We start from the raw sequence: 19365 nt of genomic DNA on the forward strand, positions 1-19365 counted from the left end.
TACCAAATACTGCGTATTCAGGCCTCCCAAACGGCCTGCGGCGCGCCCATCAGGCCGCGGTCGACGGTGATCCCCAGCCCCGGCGCGTCGGGCACCAGCACGCCGCCGTCCTGCACTGGTGCGTCGAATTCTGCTGTTTTCAGCGTCACCATATCGCGGCAGTCCAGAATGCAGCGCAGGGACCGCTCCGGCACCGTCGCACCCAGATGGGCGATGGCGGAAAACGCGACCACGGACCCGACGGTATCCTGCACGCTGACCGTCGCACCCGCGGACAGGCACATGTCCCGGTGCCGCCGCCCATGGGTCAGCCCCCCGGCCTTGGAGATCTTGAGGCCAATGCCATCGGCCACATCCTCGGCCAGCATCAGAGCGATGTCCTCATCCTGCTGCACCAGCTCATCCAAGATGATCGGCACAGTGCAGCGTTTGCGCAGCGACATGGTCTCGCGCCAGGTCTTGCAGGGCGCCTCCAGCACGAAATCCAGCCCCTCCGGCAGCATCCGCAGCATCCGCAGCGCGGTTTCCGGTGTCAGCCCGCCGTTAGCATCAACCAAGAAGAACTCGCCCGGCTGACGGTCGGCCAGCGACGCACGGATGCGCTCAGCGTCCAGCGCCGGGCCGCCTTCGCCGTCCAGCGCGCCGATCTTCACCGAATGGCCCAGATACCCCATCTCCCGGTGCTGCGCGACGCGGGCGCGCATGTCTTCCGGGCTGCCTGCATAGATTGAAGAGATCACCGGCAGGCGTTTGCCCGTCGAGCCGCCCAGCAGCTCGCAGACCGGCAGGTTCACCGACTTGCCGAACAGGTCCCAGCAGGCGAGGTCAATTGCCGACTTGGCGTGGTTGTGGCCCAGCAGCGCCTCGTCCATTGCCTCGTTGATGCGGTCCATCTGCCGCGGGTCGCGGCCCAGAAGATAGGGCGCGATCTCGGCAATGCCCGCCCTTACACCCAGGGCATGCGCAGCGATATAGGTGGAGCCGAACGGCGTGCTTTCGCCCCAGCCCTCCAGCCCGGTGTCGGTGGTGATGCGCGCGAAAGTCGCGTCAAAGCTGCGGTATTCCCGCCCGCCCGACAGCATGTAGACGCCGCCTGAATAGGGCAGGTCCAGTTGGTACAGCTCGATCTTCTTGATCTTCACGCCACAGCCTCCGGGATCATCAGAACCAACTTGCCGGTATGCTTCTTGCTCAGGAAGTCCTCCTGCGCGGCGGCAATGTCGCTCAGCGGATAGGTCTTGGCCACCAGCGGGCGGATTTCGCCGGCTTCGATGTAAGAGATCAGATTGGCGAACACCTCATCCTCCTGGAAAGTGCAGCCCATCAGGGTCAGGTCCTTGAGGTAAAGCGTGCGCACGTCGATCTCTGAAATCGGCCCGGCAATGGCGCCGGCGGTGGTGTAGCGCCCGCCGCGCCGTAAAACGTCCAGAAATGACGGCCATTGCGGACCGGCAACCAGATCGACAACCACGTCGATGGAGCCTTCGCCCAGTTCCTTGACCAGATCCGCATTGCGGTCCACCACCCGGTCGGCGCCAAGCGCCAGCACTTCCTCCGCCTTGGCGGCAGAGGACAGCGCAATCACCGTGGCGCCGCGGCGCTTGGCCAGCTGCACAGCGGCAGAGCCGACGCCGCCGGAGGCACCGGAAATCAGCACGGTCTCCGCGCCCAGGCCCACCCGGTGCAGCATGTTTTCCGCGGTGGAATAGGCGCAGGGGATCGAGGCGAGTTCCGCATCGGACCAATCGCAGTTCACCGCATGGGTTTCGCGCGCAGGCGCCACCGCAAACTGGGCAAAGCCGCCGTCGCATTCGCTGCCGAAAGTCCAGCATTCATAGGGGCGGTAGTCGACGTAAGTCCGCAGCATGTTGCGCACCAGCACCCGCTCGCCGATGCGGGCGGGATCGACCCCCTCCCCCACCGCCGCGATTTGGCCGCAAGCGTCAGCGCCTTGGATGCGCGGGAATTCCAGCGGCTTGCCGGACCAGCTGGCGTCATCATCGTTGACACTGTCGAACCCCGTGGCACCGCCCGCGTTGGTGTCAGCCTCCACCGCCTTGGAATACCAGCCGATGCGGGTGTTGATGTCAGTGTTGTTGATGCCCGCTGCCGCCACGCGGATCAGCACCTCGCCAGGACCGGGCTGCGGTACCGGCACATCGGTGCGGTATTCCAGTTTGTCGATGCCGCCGTGGCCGGTCAGCAGAACCGCCGCCATTTTGCTGGGGATCATGCCCTTACCTCCCTGAATAGATTGGCCGGCCCTCCCCTGCCGGCCAAAACAGGGCGCCGTCCCCCCGGGGACAGTGCCCTGAAACTTGTCTCACAGCTCCAGCGGATGCGCGCGGCCGCGCTCCGCCAGGCGGCGGTTCAGCTCCTTCGCTGCCGGCAATCCGGCCTCCAGCGCAAAGACAAAGGCGTGGGTCAGGTAGAAGCAGGCGGCGTCAATGTTGCCCGCGGCCTCCGCCTGATCCCCAGCCAGTGTGTACAGCCGGACCAGCACGGCGCTGTCCTTGTCCTCATGCGCCTGCAGCAGCGCCTGGTCGAGGTCTGCGCGCTCCATCCCTCAGCCCTTCAGCGAGATCGCGATGTTCTTGGTGCGCACGTAATTATACAGCGCCTCCAAGCCCTTCTCGCGGCCAAAGCCGGATTTGCCGACGCCGCCGAACGGGGTGGAGATGCCGCCCGCGAACCATTCGTTCACGAACACCTGCCCGGCGCGCAAACGGTTCGCAACCCGATGCGCCCGCGCCAGATCGCGGGTGAAGACGCCTGCGACCAGCCCGAACTCGGTGCCGTTTGCCATGGTGATGGCTTCGGCTTCGGTATCGAAAGGCGTAAAGCAGGTGACGGGGCCGAAAATCTCCTCCTGCGCGACACGGGATGCGGGGTCCACATCCGCCAGAATGGTCGGCGCCATGAAATAGCCTTCCCGTTCCAGCCGGGCACCGCCCGAGGCCGCGCGGGCGCCGCTTTGGCGAGCGGTGGCGGTCAGGGTTTCGATCCCGTCCAGCTGCCGGGCAGAGATCACCGGCGTGAGGCCAGGGTTTTCCAGCCCATGACCGACGCTGAGGCCATTTGCCAGTGCGGCGGCGCGTTCGACTGCCTCGTCATAAATCGAGCGGTGCACCAGCACCCGCGACATGGCAGAGCAGACCTGACCGGCGTTGTAGAAGATACCGCTTTGCAAGCTGGACATCAGCGTGTCCAGATTGGCGTCCTCGAACGCCACCGCAGCGGACTTGCCGCCCAGCTCCATCAGCGCGGGCGTGACCGGATTAGCGGCGGCGCGCAGGATCGCCTGGCCGGTCGGGACCGAGCCGGTGAAGACGATCTGATCCACCATCGGGCTTTCGACCAGCCGCGCACCCAGTTCTGCGCCAATGCCGTTCAGGATTGACACTGCGCCTGCAGGCACCTCGGCGCGTTCCAGTGCCACACCCAGCATTGCCAGCGCCATCGGGTCCAGCTCCGGCGATTTGATGATCACCGAATTGCCCGCCGCCATCGCAGGCGCCAGCGAGCGCGCGGCAATCGACACCGGGAAGTTCCACGGCACGATCTGCGCGGAAACGCCGTAGGGCTCATAGACCGTATAATCAGCGTAATCGGGGCCGAGCGGGATCGACTTGCCTTCGATCTTGTCGGCCATGCCGCCGTAGTATTCGAAATACTGCGCGGCCTCTTCGAATTCATCATGCGCAGCGCTCAGGCTCTTGCCGCTTTCCCGGCACAGCAAGTCTGCGCCCTCATCAGCAATTCCGCGGATCTCCGCCGCGATGCGCTGCATCAGCTGGCCGCGCTTGGCGGGCTTCATGGCGGCCAGATCGCCGCGCTCGAAACTTGCCCGCGCCGCTTCCAGCGCTTTCGCCAGGCTCTCCTCGCCCGCCAGCGCGCAGTCGCCCACGTGGCTGCCGTTACCGGGATCCTCGACGGCCATGCGTGCACCGCCGTCGCCCTCAACCCAGGCACCGGCCAGGAAGTTCCTGGCCAGCCCGTCTTTCAGGAAAGAACTCATGCCTCGCGGCCCTTGGTCACCTGATCGGCCACCCAGGCATGGAAATTATGGGTCGGCCCGTCCATCGCCGGCGAGAAGCGCCCGCCGTCGAACAGCTCACCATGGCGGCCCTTCTGCATGCCCTCGACAACAAAGACGTCCTCTTCGAACACGGTTTTCCACAGCTTGGCGTTCTCGGCGCGCAGGTTTTCCAGCTCCGGCGTGTCCTCGTTGGACTTCGCGTAATAGAGCTCGATGTGCTCAACGGTGTTTTCAGTGTCGACCGGCTCCAGGATGATCGCAAAGGCATGGTCGCGCTGCACACCCAGAAGGACGTTCGGGTAAACGGCCACATATTCGCCGCCTTCGTCCCATTTGCTGGAAAGCCCTTCAAAGTCCGGGAACACCTTGCCGTCTTCGCCCTTCATCTGGCGGTAGACCAGGGTGCCCTGGCCGGAATAGTGGCCCGGCACTTCGATATTGTAGTGGTCTTCCAGGCGCGAATAGCTGTTCAGCCCCGGATGCACCCACGGCAGGTGATAGCTTTCACAGTAGTTTTCGACCGCCAGTTTCCAGTTGGTTTTGACTTCCAGCTTGAAGCCAGAGTCTTCGCCGCCGTGATGCACCGGGGTTTCGAACTCCTTCCAGCGCTCCAGCAGACCTGCATGGACCTCTTCGAACTCTGGCGCGGTGCCGTCAACGTTCACAAACACCACATCGCGCCAGACGTAAGAGCGGATGCGCACCAGGCCCAGCTCATCCAGCTTGATGTCTTCATGCTTGTTGTTGCCGGGGCCGCCCACATGCGGGGTGGAGACCAGGCGGCCGTCCAGGCCATAGCACCAGCTGTGATAGGCGCAGCGGATAGCGCCGCGGATCTTGCCGGCCTTCTCGACCAGGATCATGCCGCGGTGGCGGCAGGTGTTCTGGAAGACGCCGATCTCGCCGTCCTTGTCGCGCACGATCAGCAGCGGCATGCCGAGGAAATCCACCGGCTTGGCATAACCCGGCTCCGGCACATCCTTGCCAAAACCGATGCCGGACCAGTTCTTGAACAGGACCGAGCGTTTCTCTTCGGCAAAGACGGCGGGGTCGATGTAATGGGCGTTCGGCAGGCCGTTGGCAACGTTGACCGGAGCCATCACCGGGGCAAGCGTGTCATGCTTGTTCATCTGGGGTCTCTCCAAGGCAGGAAAAAGATGTGCGCGTTTTGCGCCATTGAAGGCAGAGACCAGATTCACTCAATATCAGGAATTTTCGCGCTGGAGTTAGCTGAGCTCATCCGAGCTTCGATTGACCTCGCCAATCACCCATTTGCGAAGCAAACGGGCGGATTCCGACAATTCCGCATCGGGTCGGCCCACCAGATGGAAACCATGCGGCGCTGCCAGAACATGCGGGCCGATCGGCACCAGCTGGCTGGTTGTCAGCAGGGGGTGCAGCAGCCGCTGCCAGCCCAGCACCAGCCCGACCCCATCCTGCGCCGCCTGCAGCGCCACCGCGTAATTGTTCACCCGCACGCCTGTTGCGATGGGACCGTCGTAGCCCAGCTGCTGAAACCAGTCGGCCCAGGTGGTCCAGCTTTTGTCATCGGACTCCAGATGCACAAGCCGCTCTTGCGCCAGCTCCTCCAGCGGGCAGCCGGTGAGCTTCTCCGCCAGTTCCGCATTGCCGACAGGCACCAGGTGATCGCGGTACAGTTCGGTCTGCTCCAGCCGCGTGTCCCGTTCGCGCCCGTAACGGATATAGAAGTCCACATCCGGCATGCTGCGCAGGGGCCGGTCATTGACGATCTGGTTGACGTTCACATCCGGGTGCCGGCCCCAGAACCGCACCACCGAGGGTGACAGCCACAGCGAGGCAACGGCAGAGGTGGAGCCGATAGTCACGGTATCCCCGGTCTGGCGGTCGCGGATGGTCTTGAGGCTGAGGGAGATCTTGGAAAACGACGAGGCCAGGGTTTCAAACAGCGCTTCGCCCTCCTCAGTCAGCTCCACGCCACGGTGCTTGCGCTGAAACAGCGGCGCCTGCAACTCGGCCTCCAGCGCCTTGACCTGATGGCTGACCGCGCCGGGCGTGACGGACAGCTCCTGCGCCGCGTTCTTGAAGCTCAGATGCCGGGCCGCAGCCTCAAAGGCCGCAAGGGTGGTCAACGGCGGCAGGTTGTAGTGGCGGCGGGACATCTGCGGCTCCTGGCCTGTGGGCTGGGATGAAAGGGTTTCATTTCAATATGAGGAAAACATCTTTGAAGACCAGACCGGAAATTTCAGGCACCCGCCGTTTTTCCACGGGAAAAACGGCCATGAAAAATCAATTTTTCATGGCCGGAAACAGCGCCGGTTTCCGGCAGCCTCACTCAATTCGCCCGCGCTGCAGCATCGGGGTCACGTTGAAGGCCGCCTTGTAGACCCGGGAAAAATGCCCCGGGCTGTCGAACCCGCAGGACAGCGCCACGTCGGTCACCGAGGCCTCAGTCTGGATCAGCAGATTGCGGGCGCGTTCCAGCCGCATCTCCATCGAGTATTTCTTGGGCGAGGTGTTGAGGTATTTGCCGAACAGCCGCTCCAGCTGGCGGGTGGAGATACCAATCTCCTCGGCAATGCGGGCGGGGGAGATGGGATCGCTGATGTGGTCATGCATCATCTGAATCGCGCGGGCCAGATGCGCGTTGCGCATCCCGTTGCGCGACTGCAGCGACACCCGCTGCTCAGCCGTGGCATTGCGCACCGCGTTGTAGACCATCTGGTCGGCCACCGCGACCGCCAGGTCATAGCCGTGGTCCCGTTCGATCAGATGCAGCATAAGATCCGCCGTGGCGGTGCCGCCTGACGCTGTCACGTGCTTTTCGTCTGACACAAACACGTTGCGCACCAGGTTCACCTCCGGGAACGCCTCCATGAAGCTGTCGTGGTATTCCCAATGGATCGCCGCCTGCATGCCATCCAGAAACCCGGCCTCTGCCAGCACCCAGGCACCGGAGCACAGCGCGCCCACGGCAACGCCGCGCGCCTTCTCCCGGCGCAGCGCGGCCAGCAGCGGCTTGGTCACATGATTGCGCATATGGATGCCCGACAGGGCAAACAGCCGGTCGCATTTCGGGACCGCGTCAAAGCCGTAGTGCACCAGTGTCACCGAGCCGTTTGAGCAGGTCGCGGTCTCGCCATTCTCCGATCCGAGCGACCAGTCATAGAGATCCTGGCCGCTGACCAGGTTGGCGATCCGCAGCGGTTCCACCGCGCAGGAAAACGCCAGATGGGAAAACTCCTCGAGCAGGAGAAAGGCGAAATGCTGGGTTTTGGTCATGGGTCAACCGCCTGACAAGTAACGCTGTGCGGGCCTGGCTGCATTGCCCTCGCGCCCGGACAGGCTAGGCCCCCTGCCCTGCCTGCTGCAAGCCGCGTTGCGCCCGCTGTTTGCACACACCATATTTTTTCTGTGTACACAATATGTATTTTTGTGTCATAGACCCCGCAAGCCAGAGAATCCCGTACCGCAAAGCGGCAGGAGAGAAGCCCGTGAAAGACGCCTCAAAGAACCGGAAGGCTGCGCTCTACAGCCGCCTGAAGACCGCAATCATGACGCTGGAGCTGCGCCCCGGCGCCGATCTGGACGAGGCCAAACTCTCTGAGGAGTCGGGCCTGTCGCGCACGCCCCTGCGCGAGGTGCTGCGCCAGCTTGCCGGCGAGGGCTATGTGGATTTGCGCGAAAACCGCGGTGCGCGGGTCAGCGAGATGTCGCACATGACCCTGCGCGACTTCTTCCTGGCCGCACCGATGATCTATGGCGCGGTGATGCAACTGGCGGCAAAACACGCCACGCCCGCGCAAGTCTCGGCGCTGAAGTCCGCACAGGAGGATTTCAAGGCAGCGCTTCGCACCGGCTCCAGCGCCGACCGGGCGATGGCCAACAACCGTTTCCACGAGATCACCGGCGAGATGGCGGACAACATCTATCTGCTGCCGTCCTTTCAGCGCCTGCTGATCGACCATGCCCGCATCGGCATGACCTTCTACCGCCCCCAGGACGCCCGGATGGCGGAAAACCTGGATGAGGCCAGCTCCCAGCACGACGCCATCATCGCCGCCATCGAGGCCGGCGACGAGGCGGCGGCGGGCCAGCTGGCGATTGAGCATTGGAACCTGTCGCGCGACCAGATTGAGCTGTTCGTCATGCCCGCCGGGCTGGACGTGCCGCTGGGAACCGTCGCACGCAAAACCCCTGCATGAGGATGACATGACCCCGATTTTCCGCTTTGAGGGGATATACACCCCTGTGGTGACACCCCATTTCGAGGACGGCAGCGTCAATTGGGACGCGCTGGCCGAGGTGATTGAATACCTGGTTGAGAACGGCGTGCACGGGCTGATCTCCGGCGGCTCAACGGGCGAGAACTATGCCCAGACCGTCGAGGAACGCATTGCACTTGCCCGCTTCACCCATGACCGGCTGAAGGGCCGCTTGCCGCTGGTCGTCGGCACCGGGGCGATGCTGACCAGCGACTCCATCGCTCTGGCAACAGGCGCCAAGGAGATCGGCGCCGACTCGATCCTGCTAGCCTCGCCTCCCTACTCGGTCCCGACCGACCGCGAAAACGCGCTGAATGCGCTGGCGATTGATAAGGCCGCTGACCTGCCAGTGATGCTCTACAACTACCCGCACCGCACCGGCACCATGATGGGGGAGGAGTTCCTCGACCGCGTCGGCCGTTCCCGCAATTTCTGCGGCATCAAGGAAAGCTCCGGCGACATCAACAGGGTGCACCTGCTGGCCCGCGACTACCCGCATATCCAGCTGGGCTGCGGCATGGACGACCAGGCGCTGGAGTTCTTTGCCTGGGGCGCGCCCTTCTGGGTCTGCGGCGGCTCTAACTTCCTGCCCAAGGAACACGTCGCGCTCTACAATGCCTGCGTGATCGAAGGCAACTTTGCCAAGGGCCGCCGCATCATGTCGGCAATGATGCCCTTGATGCGCGTGCTGGAACAGGGCGGCAAGTTTATCCAGACCATCAAGCACGGCGTCACCATGAACGGCATCGAGGCCGGCGCCATGCGCGCGCCGCTGAAGGGGCTGAACAAGGACGACAAACGCGCGCTGGAACAGGTCGTGCGGGTGCTGAAACAGAAAATCGCAGATATCGAGGCGGAGGGTTAAGGAATGACTTTGCTTACTCAAGACGAATACAAATCCATCGCCGCCAATCTGGACCTGCCCACGGCTGCGTTCATTGATGGCAAGTACTGCCCCGCGGCCTCTGGCAAAACCTTTGAAACCGTGAACCCGGCCACCGGCGAGAAGCTGGCGGATATCGCCGCCTGCGGGGCCGCGGATGTGGATGTTGCGGTTGAAAAGGCGCGCGAAGCCTTCGACGATGGCCGCTGGTCCCGCCTGCACCCGTCAGAGCGCAAGGACGTGATGATCCGGCTGTGCAAACTGATGACCCGCAACGCCCATGAACTGGCGGTGATGGAAAGCCTGGATTCCGGCAAGACCATCTATGACTGCGAAACCGTCGATGTGCCGGAGACCATCCACTGCATCAAATGGCACGCGGAAGCGATCGACAAGATCTATGACCAGGTGTCGCCCGCCTCCGACGATCACATCGCGATGGTGGTGCGTGAACCCATCGGCGTGGTTGGCCTGGTATTGCCGTGGAATTTCCCGCTCCTGATGCTGGCGTGGAAGATCGGCCCGGCGCTGGCCGCAGGCTGCTCTGTGGTGGTGAAACCCGCCGCGGAAACCACATTGACCGCGCTGCGTGTCGCGGAACTGGCGATGGAAGCGGGCCTGCCGCGAGGCGTGCTGAACATCGTGCCCGGCGGCGGTGCTGATGTGGGAGAACCCATCGGCCGCCACATGGATATCGACATGGTTTCCTTCACCGGTTCCACTGTGACCGGCAAGCGCTTCCTCTCCTACTCAGCCGAGAGCAACGCCAAGGAAGTGGTGCTGGAGATGGGCGGCAAGAACCCCGCCATCGTGATGGACGACGCCGAGAACCTGGACCGGGTGGCATCGCACATCGTCAACGGTGCCTTCTGGAACATGGGCGAAAACTGCTCCGCCTCCTCCCGCCTGATCGTGCACAAGGATGTGAAGGCTGAACTGCTGGAACGCATCGCACATCACGCCAAGGCCTGGAACGTCGGCGACCCGCTGGACCCGGAAACCCGCATGGGCGCACTGGTGTCCCAGGCGCATTTCGACAAGGTCTGCAGCTACTTGGAACAGGCAGAAAACGTGGTGCTGGGCGGCAAGGCGCAGGGCGGCGCCTTTGTCGAGGCGACCGTGGTCGAGGTGCCGGGCAACGACGCGGTTCTGGCGCGCGAGGAAATCTTCGGCCCGGTCCTGTCGGTGATCGAGGTCACGGGCTTTGACGAGGCGATCCGCATCGCCAATGACACCGAATACGGCCTCTGCGCCTCGATCTTCACCGCCAACGCCAAACGCGCGATCCGTGGCGCCCGCGCCATCCGGGCAGGCACGGTGACCGTGAACAGCTTTGGCGAGGGCGACATTTCCACGCCCTTCGGCGGCTACAAGCAGTCCGGCTTTGGCGGCCGCGACAACTCCGTCCATGCCCACGACCAGTACACCCAGCTGAAAACCATCTGGATCGACCTGGCCGACGACGCAGACGAGGCCGTGGATTGACCGCCTACACTGCCAAACGCCTGCCCCGGCAGACCGGTGCGGCGGGATGGAATGCCATCCTGCCGCAGCAAGCCCCCCTGCCGGTGCTGGAAAATGATCTGACCGCCGATGTCACCATCATCGGCGGTGGATTTGCGGGCCTGTCCGCCGCCCGCCGCCTGCACCAGCTGGATCCGGCGCTGAAGGTGGTCTTGCTGGAGGCCGGCCGCTTTGCCGAAGGCTCCGCCGGGCGCAATTCCGGTTTCATGATCGACCTGCCGCATGATCTGGCCTCCGACAACTACGCCGGATCGGGGCTGGAGGCCGACAAGGCCGCGATTGCCATGAACCGCAAGGCTATCGCCTTCGCCACGGAGGTGGCGCAGGACTGCGCCCTGCCGCAGGAGATGTTCGACCCCGCAGGCAAGATCAACGCCGCCGCGACCAAGGCCGGCGACCAGCACAACCGCGATTTCGCCGCCCATCTGCAGCGGCTGGGCGAGCCGCATCAGCTGCTGAGCCAGCAGGACATGCAGGAGCGCACCGGCAGCCCGCACTACACCTCCGGCCTCTATGCGCCCGGCACGGTGATGATCCAGCCCGCCGCCTATATCCGCGCCCTGTCGGCGCGTCTGGCCGGGCAGATCAGCGTCTTTGAAAACACCCCCGCCACCGGGTTTGAAAAACAGGCGGATGGCTGGCTCGTCAGCACCCCCAAGGGGCGCCTCAGCACCGGCAAAATTATCCTCGCCAACAACGGCCACCTGGAAAGCTTCGGCTTCTACCAGCGCCGCTTGATGCACATCTGCCTTTACGCCTCGATGACCGAACGCCTGACTCCGGAGCAGGTCAAGCGGCTTGGCGGCACACCGCGCTGGTCAGTCACACCTGCAGACCCGATGGGCACCTCCGTGCGGCGGATCTCAGGCTCCTATGGCGACCGGATCCTGGTCAGAACCTGCTCCAGCTTCCACCCCACCATCGAGACCAGCGAAATGCGCCTGCGCAACGCCGGCTGGGTGCAGGACCGCAAGTTCAGGGAACGCTTCCCGCATCTGGAAGGTGTCAAGATGGAACACCGTTGGGCCGGGATGCTCTGCCTCAGCCGCAATGGCTCCGCCGCATTCAGCGAGCTGGATCAGGGTGTCTATTCCGCCTGCTGCCAGAACGGTCTCGGCATCGCCCGCGGCACGCTGCAAGGCATGGGCATTGCCGAACTGGTGCTGCAGGGCGGATCACAGATTGCCAGCCATTTCCTGGCCCAGCCGATGCCGCCCAAACTGCCGCCGGAACCCTTTGCCTCGCTGGGCGCCAATACCTACCTGATGTGGAAGGAATGGCGGTCCGGCAAGGAGTAGAGGACGGAGGGGGCGCTGCCCCCGGCCTGCGGCCTCCCCCGGGGTATTTCGGACCAGAAAGAAGCGGCTGTCAGGGCAGGCTCAGCTTGGCCATCCGGCCGCCGTCCACGGTATAGACCTGGCCGGTTATGAAGCCCGCGTCCTCTGACGCGAGGAAGGCCGCCAGCGCCGCCACTTCTTCCGGCTTGCCGGTGCGGGCCACCGGGTGGATGCCGGCAATATCGCGGCGGAAAGCCTGTGGATCAGGCATCCCTTCGATGAGATCCATGTTGAGATCCGTGTCGATCCAGCCCGGCGCCACCGCGTTGCAGCGGATACCCTCAGGCCCGTGGTCTACCGCCACCGCGCGGGTGAGCCCGTGCAGCCCCGCCTTGGAGGCGCAGTAGGCGGCGTGGCCGGGATTGCTGCCCAGCCCCTCGATCGAGCCGGTGTTGACGATGCTGCCGCGGGATTTGCGCAAATGCGGCAGCGCCGCCTGGATCATCAGGAACGGCGCGGTCAGGTTCACCGTCAGATTGCGCTGCCAGTCGGCGAGGGTCATCTCCTCGACGCGTGCCTCCTGCATCATGCCGGCATTGTTGACCAGCACATCCAGCCCCCCTGCCCTGCTGGCAGCCTCGGCCACCACCTGCGCCGGGCTGTCCGGATCGGTGAAATCTGCCGGGATTGCCTCAAACTCCGCATCCGGCCCGCGCTGCGCGGTGAACACCCGCGCGCCTTCGTCCCGCAGCCGCCGGGCAATTGCCAAACCGATGCCGCTGCGGCCGCCGGTGACCAGCGCTACCTTGCCCTGAAACCGGCTCATGACACCGGTTTCCCGCCATTCACCTCCACCAGCGCCCCGCACATGTAGCGCGCCGCGTCTGACGCCAGGAACATCACCACATCGGCGATATCCTCCGGCTCGGCAATCCGGCCCAGCGGCACCGTCTTGCCCAGCTCCGCAACGGCGCTGTCCGGATCAAAGCCGCGCTTGGCAAAACCGGTCCGCAGCATCGGCGTGTTCACCTCATTCGGGCAGACCGCATTGATGCGGATGCCCTGGTGGGCGTGATCCATCCCCATGCATTGCGTCAGCGAGGCAATCGCCGCCTTGGTCATGCAGTAGAGCGCGTGGTTCGGTCCCGGGTTTTTGCCACCCCAGCAGGAGGAGGTATTGACGATGGCACCGCCGCCAGTTTGCGCCATGATCGGGATCGCTGCGCGGCAGATGCGGAACGGCGCCTCCACGTTCACACCCATCGACAGGTCCCAATCGGCGTCCGAGGTCTCGGTCACCGGGCCGCGGGTGATAACGCCGGCGTTGTTGATGACGATGTCCAGCCCGCCAAGCGCCTCTGCCGCTGCTTGCGGCAGCGTGTTGGCATATGCTGCGTCCAGCAGATTGCCGGGCAGATGCACCTCGGCCTCAATGCCGCTGGTATCGCGGTCGGCAACCGCCACGGTGGCGCCGGCGGCACGCAGGCGCTGAACGATGGAGGCGCCTATACCGCCCGCCGCGCCGGTGACCAGCGCACATTTTCCATGAAATTCCATTACGTTCCCTTTCCTGTCAGAAAAAAAGCCCGCCCTATCGAAGGGCGGGCCAGTCGGGGAGGAAACCTAGTAGCTTTGGTTCAGCTCATCCGCCGCGGGGATCTCCCGCTCGCGCCGGGCGATGTAATCCAGCAGTTCTTCGTTCTTTGCCTCGTCCAGCTTCGGCTCCTGATACTCCGCCAGCAACTTCCTGGCGCGAGTCAGGGCACGTTCGGTAATCTCGACGCTGCCTTCCGCCTGCCATTGCTCGATCGAGTTATTGTCGAACAGTTCCGGCATGAAGAACGCCTCCTGGAAGTTCTCCTGCGTATGCGGGTGGCCCAGGTAGTGGCCGCCGGGGCCGACATCCGGCACCGCGGCAATCGCCTGGTCGAAATCGTCCCATTTCGGGCCTTCCGCCATCCGGTAGGCCATCGCGCATTGCTCCGCATCGACGATGAATTTTGCAACCGAGCAGTGCATCCCGGCTTCGTTCCAGCCTGCCGAATGCCAGATATAGTTGGCGCCCGCGTGCATCACTGCCGACAGTGTGGTGGCGGATTCATATCCCGCTTGCGCGTCAAACGTCTTGGCACCGCCCAGGGTGTTGGAGGTCCGCCACGGCACATCGTAGTAGCGCGCCATCTGGCCGATCATGAAGTTCATCAGCGAAATCTCGGGCGTGCCCGCCATCGGGGCCCCGGATTTCATGCTGACGGTCGAGAGATAATGGCCGTAGATAGCCGGGGTGCCCGGGTTGCAGACCTGGGTATAAGCCAGCGCCGACAGCGCCTCTGCGTTCAGCTGCGCCACCGAGGCCGCGACAGAGGCCGGGGTGTTGGCGCCGCCCAGAACAAAGGGTGAGCACAGCACCGGCTGACGGCGGGCGCCAAAGGCGCGCATGGCGCCCAGCATGGTCTCATCCCAGACCAGCGGCGAGTTGCCGTTGCAGTTGCCGGTGGTGACCGGGTTGTTCATGATGAACTCTTCACCGAACAGGATGGCGCACATATCCATCACGTCCTCGGCGTTCTTGGGGCTGGTGGTCATGCCCATGAACGTCTTGTCGGAGTATTTCATCGACGAATAGGTGATGCGCAGATGGCGCTGGCTGATCGGATGGTCATACGGCTCCACGATGTGGTGCGCCGAGGAGTGCAGGGCCGGCATCATATGCGCCAGCTTATGGAACATCGCCAGGTCGTCCAGCATCGGGTTGCGGCGCACATCCTCCAGGTCGCGCAGGAACGGCGCGCCGGTCATCGGCACAAAGATCGAATGCTTGCCGCCCAGGCGCACGTTCTTTTTCGGATCCCGCGCGTGATAAGTGAAATCGCTGGGAATGGTCTTGATCAATTCCCGCACCAGGCCGCGGTCGAGGTAAACCAGTTCTCCCACGACCTTGGCCCCTGCCCTCTTCCAGTCCTCCAGCGCGATGGGGTCGCGGAACTGGACGCCCACATTCTCCAGAATGTCCATCGAGGCGTTGTCGATCTTTTCGACCTGGCCGCCGTCCATCACCTCGCACAGCGGGATGTTGCGGGTCAGCCCCGGCAGCATGTCGAACTTGGGCGCGGTGCGCAGGGCGCGGCGGGCGTTGCGGCCGCCGGAGCGGGCGCGGGTGGCAGTGGCTTGCTCAGTCATCGCAGGGGTCTCCTTTGACGGTGAGTTTCTCCAAATGAATCGGGTTTCACCTGCAGGATTGCGAAATCCGGTTGCAGAAACCGACACTCTGTCCGGCGGAACCGGCCTGGGGTCAGATCCGGTTTCTTCCGCTCAAGGCTCAGAATGTGCATTTAGAGCCTATACCGGCTGTTTTTCAGGGAATCTCTCTGACTTGGCGACTCGCCGGCCGCGCCGGTCTTGCGCATCATGCATACCGCAGCGAAAAATTATCCACAGGCCGTGAAAGCTCATTTGACCTTTGGCAATTTTCATAATTTCAATGAGTTACGGGAAATTCACCCGAAATGCACCGTGTATGGCGGAGAACCAAAACGCCCGGCTGCAACCTCTAACTGAAGGAATCTATTGCACAACTGCGTTCGCATTGCGTATAGAAACGATAAATAAAGCGCTGACGCAAAACAGCGTTACTATCGAGAGGGCAGCAGGTGGCAGTAGCACTCCACATCAATCAGCGTATCCGCGAGAACGCGGAGAACCTCAGTGCGGCCCTCAACAGCCACATGCTGGCAAGTTTTGCGCCGGATGCAAGGAAGGAATTGCGCCTGTTCAGCGCGGGCGAAGCAGCCGAGATGCTGGGCATCTCTCCCAGCTTCCTGCGCAAGCTGCATTTTGACGGCAAATTCCCCGAGGTGCACACCACGCCCGGCGGTCGCCGCCATTATTCTGCCGCCGACCTGATGGAGATGCGCAAGATCCTGGATGCCGCGGCCAAGACGCCGGGCACCTACCTGCGCGGGCGGCGTGAAGGCGACAAGGTGCAGGTGCTGTCGTTCCTGAACTTCAAGGGCGGCTCGGGCAAGACCACATCGTCCATTCACACTGCGCAGCGGCTGGCACTCAAGGGCTACCGGGTGCTGGCGGTGGACATCGACCCGCAGGCGTCGCTGACGACGCTTTTCGGCTACCAGCCGGAGGTCGATTTCCTCGAAACAGGGACGATTTATGACGCAATCCGCTATGAAGACCCCCTGCCCCTGCGCGACATCATCCAGGAAACCTATTTCGCCAATCTGGATCTGGCCCCCGGCGGGCTGATCCTGCAGGAGTTTGAACACGAGACCCCGCAGGCGCTGATCAACAACGTGCAGCCCGCGTTTTTCTCGCGCATGGCCGCGGCGCTGCAGGAGGTCGAGAAGGATTACGACGTGATCATCTTCGACTGCCCGCCGCAGCTGGGGTATCTGACCATGTCAGCGCTCTGCGCCTCCACTGGTGTGATCATCACCGTGGTGCCGAATATGCTCGACATCGCCTCGATGTCGCAGTTCCTGCAGATGTCAGCCGAACTATTGGACGTGGTTTCCAACGCCGGCGCCACGCTGGAGTTCGATTTCCTGCGCTTTCTCATCAACCGGTACGAGCCGAACGACGGCCCCCAGCAACAAGTGGTTGCATTCCTGCGGCAGCTGTTCGGCGAGGAAGTCATGGTTGCCCCAATGCTGAAATCCACCGCGATTTCCGATGCGGGCCTGACCCAGCAAACCGTCTATGAGGTCGAAAGGTCCATGTTTCACAGGTCAACCTACGACCGTGCGGTCGATTCACTGAATCAAGTTAACGATGAAATAGAATCGCTCCTTCAACAAGCATGGAGGCGTTGATGGCACGCAAAGGCATTCTCAGCACGGCACTCAGCAACCCCGCAGCATCCGCTCCGGGGCCGAAACCCAAGATGATGCCCCGCGGCGCGGTCGGGGCGCTGCAATCCTCGCTCAGCAAGCTGCAGGAAAGCGCGGTGCAGGAGATCGACGCCGCGCTGATCGACGACGCGGGCTACGAGGACCGGCTGGGCCTGGACGGTGCCGCGCTTAACCAGCTGAAGGAGAGCCTGCGGACCTATGGCCAGCAGGTGCCGGTGCTGCTGCGCCCTCATCCCAAGGCGCCGGGGCGGTTCGAGATCGTCTATGGCCGCCGCCGCCTGATGGCACTGCGCGAACTTGGCATGGCCGTAAAGGCGATGGTGCGCCAACTGGACGACCACGCGCTGGTGATGGCGCAGGGGCAGGAAAACACCTCGCGCCTGGACCTCAGCTTCATCGAGAAGGCATCTTTTGCGGCGCAGCTGCAGAACGACGGCTATGACCGGCCGACAATTGCCGCGGCCCTGTCAATCGACCTGCCGATGGTGTCGCGGATGCTGAAGGTCGGCACGGCCTTTGAGCTGCCCTTCCTGCGGGCCATCGGCTCCGCCCCCGGCATTGGCCGCGACCGATGGATGCAGATGGTCAAACTGTTTGACGATCCCGCAGCGCGGGCCCGGGCAGTCACCCGGACAAACCGGCCCGACTTCACCACTTTTGACTCCGACGGGCGGTTCGAGGCGGTTCTGACCCATGCCCAAGGCGTGAGCCAGGAAGTGAAAGCCGCCCCTGCCCCGCCAAAGACCCGCGCCCTGCCCGGCAGCAACGGCACCGCAGTGGCAGGCATCAAGACAACCGCCAAGGGCATCACCCTGACGATCTCCGGCAAACACGCGCCCGGCTTTGACGCCTGGTTCGACGAAAACGCGGAAGAGATCATGGCAGAGCTTCACGGCCGCTGGCAGCAAGACCAGCCCGAGCAGCCGGAAGACTGAGCAAGAGCAGAGAAAACAGGACAGGAGGCACGTAGCAGGCAAAAGAAAAGCCCCCCAGGACATTACATCCCAGAAGGCCGTTCTCAGATTTAGCACCTTTGGAATAGCCTCTCAGACTCGTCAGTGTCAACTCTGTGCGCCGCACAGGGGCGGGTATTTTTTGTCTTTCGTGAAAATAATCATGGAACAGGCGTCCCAAATCGCATTTGGGCGGCAGGATCCGTGCGGCCGGCTGGCGGGTACTCACGACAAGTGGGACCTTCTGGCTGCGCTGACGCACGCCGCCGCGGAATTTGAACTGAGCCACCGCACCCTTGGCGTCCTGAAGGCGCTGCTGACGTTCTTCCCGGAGCGCGCCTTGCCAGCCGAACCGGACAGCGCAATCGTGTTCCCGTCGAACCGCAAGCTGATGGAGCGCTTGAACGGGATGCCCGAAAGCACCCTGCGCCGCCACCTGGCTGCCCTTACCCGGATCGGCATTGTCAGCCGGAAAAACAGCCCCAACCGCAAACGCTACGCGCGCCGCACAGGGGATGACACTCCGCTGGCTTTCGGCTTCGACCTCTCCCCCCTAGCCCGCCACGCAAGCCAGATCTTTGACGCCGCGCTAGACGCCAAGGCTCGTGCCGAGCGCCTGGCAGTGCTGCGCGACCGGGTTGCCGTGCTGCGGCAAGAACTGCTGGAGCTGGCGGAGGGCGGTGCTGACGTGCTGCTGGAAGCCGCCCGCAAACTGCTGCGCCGCAAACCATGCGCCACCGAATTGACCGCAATGGCCAACGCCCTGCAGGATGAAATTGCCAGCCGGACACCCGAAGAGCCTGCCCAGGAAACCAAACTTCCTGCACGCCAAATGAGCGGCCCTGACAGCCAAAATGAGCGGCACATACAGGATTCAGTAAAAAAAGATTCTGACTCTGAACAGACGGCCACGGAAGTGCCCTGCCCTCAGCCACAGCATTCTGTAGCAACTGGTGGACCGGCAAAGAAAGACACTGATCTGGCAGCGGTTCTGCGTGCCTGCCCGGAGGTTCAGGGATATTACCCCGGCGGCCTACGAAACTGGCAGGATGCCGACCGGATTGCCGAGAGCCTGTCACCCATGATGGGCATTGATATGCCAGTCCTAAGCGATGCACGCGCCGCAATGGGCCGCAAGGACGCGGCAACCGTGGTGATCTGCATGCTGGAGAAAATAAATACAATCCGCAGCCCTGGCGCCTATCTGCGGCGGCTGGCGCAAAAGGCTCGGGCGGGCCAGTTTTCCACTGCGCCGATGCTGAACGCACTGCTGCAGGCGGGGAACCGGGCGGAGATTGCCAGCTGACAATTTTCACAAGCCGCCGGTCTTCAGTGACTGGTTTGACGCGGTGAACACTGGATTTCGGCTTCTCCAGTACAGGAGCTAGAAGTGAATTGTCAGCTGACAACTTTTGGGAATACCGCGAAGCCCGCCCTGCGCGTGAAGCCGGTTTCCACCGGGGAACGGATGTGGACCGGCGCAGAGTTTGAGGTTGAAAATCACCCGCGGCGCCTCCCGGCACCGGCTACTTTTGACTGAAATTGTCAGCTGACAATTTTTTCTTTTGCTTGGGGCTCCG

17 protein-coding genes are annotated in these 19365 nt (G+C 63.3%); 7 read left to right on the forward strand and 10 right to left on the reverse strand.

Annotated elements, in window-relative coordinates; translation table 11 throughout:
• Window positions 1-17: 17 nt before the first annotated feature.
• From RA25_RS17240 to RA25_RS17270, 7 genes are all read right to left on the reverse strand, one after another.
• Window positions 18-1142, reverse strand: coding sequence for a mandelate racemase/muconate lactonizing enzyme family protein (locus RA25_RS17240; RefSeq protein ID WP_039174045.1), 1125 nt, complete (start codon window positions 1140-1142; stop codon window positions 18-20).
• Entirely contained in the window at window positions 1139-2233 is a 1095-nt protein-coding gene (locus RA25_RS17245; protein ID WP_039174047.1) for an alcohol dehydrogenase family protein, read from the reverse strand. Before RA25_RS17245 ends, RA25_RS17240 begins: the two co-directional genes overlap by 4 nt.
• Before the next feature lie 90 nt (window positions 2234-2323).
• On the reverse strand, window positions 2324-2563 hold the full coding sequence (locus RA25_RS17250) for a hypothetical protein (RefSeq protein ID WP_039174050.1): 240 nt from the start codon (window positions 2561-2563) through the stop codon (window positions 2324-2326).
• Between the two features lie 3 nt (window positions 2564-2566).
• Entirely contained in the window at window positions 2567-4018 is a 1452-nt protein-coding gene (locus RA25_RS17255; protein ID WP_039174053.1) for an aldehyde dehydrogenase family protein, read from the reverse strand.
• The gene (locus RA25_RS17260) at window positions 4015-5169 is read right to left on the reverse strand and encodes an aromatic ring-hydroxylating oxygenase subunit alpha (RefSeq protein WP_039174056.1); all 1155 of its coding nucleotides are present in this window, start codon (window positions 5167-5169) and stop codon (window positions 4015-4017) included. The genes RA25_RS17255 and RA25_RS17260 overlap by 4 nt, the downstream gene beginning before the upstream one ends.
• Before the next feature lie 96 nt (window positions 5170-5265).
• Window positions 5266-6180: a LysR substrate-binding domain-containing protein gene (locus tag RA25_RS17265; RefSeq protein ID WP_019296940.1), complete on the reverse strand. Its 915-nt coding sequence runs from the start codon at window positions 6178-6180 to the stop codon at window positions 5266-5268.
• A 169-nt stretch (window positions 6181-6349) separates the two neighbouring features.
• Entirely contained in the window at window positions 6350-7300 is a 951-nt protein-coding gene (locus RA25_RS17270) for a GlxA family transcriptional regulator (RefSeq protein ID WP_019296939.1), read from the reverse strand.
• A gap of 212 nt (window positions 7301-7512) precedes the next feature.
• Here RA25_RS17270 and RA25_RS17275 point away from each other — a divergent pair, with 212 nt between their 5' ends.
• The 4 genes from RA25_RS17275 to RA25_RS17290 are packed head-to-tail and all read left to right on the forward strand — an operon-like array spanning window position 7513 to window position 11988.
• Window positions 7513-8223: a GntR family transcriptional regulator gene (locus RA25_RS17275; protein WP_019296938.1), complete on the forward strand. Its 711-nt coding sequence runs from the start codon at window positions 7513-7515 to the stop codon at window positions 8221-8223.
• A 7-nt stretch (window positions 8224-8230) separates the two neighbouring features.
• Complete coding sequence (locus tag RA25_RS17280; protein WP_039174058.1) at window positions 8231-9148, forward strand: dihydrodipicolinate synthase family protein; 918 nt, start codon at window positions 8231-8233, stop codon at window positions 9146-9148.
• A gap of 3 nt (window positions 9149-9151) precedes the next feature.
• Window positions 9152-10651: an aldehyde dehydrogenase gene (locus tag RA25_RS17285; RefSeq protein ID WP_039174059.1), complete on the forward strand. Its 1500-nt coding sequence runs from the start codon at window positions 9152-9154 to the stop codon at window positions 10649-10651.
• A complete protein-coding gene (locus tag RA25_RS17290; RefSeq protein WP_039174060.1) occupies window positions 10648-11988 on the forward strand; it encodes an NAD(P)/FAD-dependent oxidoreductase in 1341 nt (446 codons plus the stop codon). The genes RA25_RS17285 and RA25_RS17290 overlap by 4 nt, the downstream gene beginning before the upstream one ends.
• Before the next feature lie 70 nt (window positions 11989-12058).
• Here RA25_RS17290 and RA25_RS17295 read toward each other — a convergent pair whose 3' ends face one another.
• The 3 genes from RA25_RS17295 to RA25_RS17305 all read right to left on the reverse strand — a co-directional run bounded on the left by RA25_RS17295 (window position 12059) and on the right by RA25_RS17305 (window position 15147).
• Complete coding sequence (locus tag RA25_RS17295) at window positions 12059-12793, reverse strand: SDR family NAD(P)-dependent oxidoreductase (RefSeq protein WP_039174062.1); 735 nt, start codon at window positions 12791-12793, stop codon at window positions 12059-12061.
• Window positions 12790-13524, reverse strand: coding sequence for an SDR family NAD(P)-dependent oxidoreductase (locus RA25_RS17300; RefSeq protein ID WP_019294360.1), 735 nt, complete (start codon window positions 13522-13524; stop codon window positions 12790-12792). Before RA25_RS17300 ends, RA25_RS17295 begins: the two co-directional genes overlap by 4 nt.
• A 66-nt stretch (window positions 13525-13590) precedes the next feature.
• On the reverse strand, window positions 13591-15147 hold the full coding sequence (locus tag RA25_RS17305; protein WP_039174066.1) for a trimethylamine methyltransferase family protein: 1557 nt from the start codon (window positions 15145-15147) through the stop codon (window positions 13591-13593).
• 470 nt (window positions 15148-15617) lie between these two features.
• On the opposite strand from RA25_RS17305, the gene repA reads away from it, so the two are divergent.
• The 3 genes from repA to repC all read left to right on the forward strand — a co-directional run bounded on the left by repA (window position 15618) and on the right by repC (window position 19091).
• Window positions 15618-16793 (forward strand): plasmid partitioning protein RepA, encoded by a 1176-nt coding sequence (gene repA, locus RA25_RS17310; protein ID WP_029204611.1) that lies wholly within the window; start codon window positions 15618-15620, stop codon window positions 16791-16793.
• Complete coding sequence (gene repB, locus RA25_RS17315; RefSeq protein WP_039174146.1) at window positions 16793-17767, forward strand: plasmid partitioning protein RepB; 975 nt, start codon at window positions 16793-16795, stop codon at window positions 17765-17767. The genes repA and repB overlap by 1 nt, the downstream gene beginning before the upstream one ends.
• Before the next feature lie 169 nt (window positions 17768-17936).
• A complete protein-coding gene (gene repC, locus RA25_RS17320) occupies window positions 17937-19091 on the forward strand; it encodes a plasmid replication protein RepC (RefSeq protein WP_241477437.1) in 1155 nt (384 codons plus the stop codon).
• Window positions 19092-19365: the final 274 nt, after the last annotated feature.

This window comes from Leisingera sp. ANG-S5, assembly GCF_000813925.1.
GTDB lineage: Bacteria > Pseudomonadota > Alphaproteobacteria > Rhodobacterales > Rhodobacteraceae > Leisingera.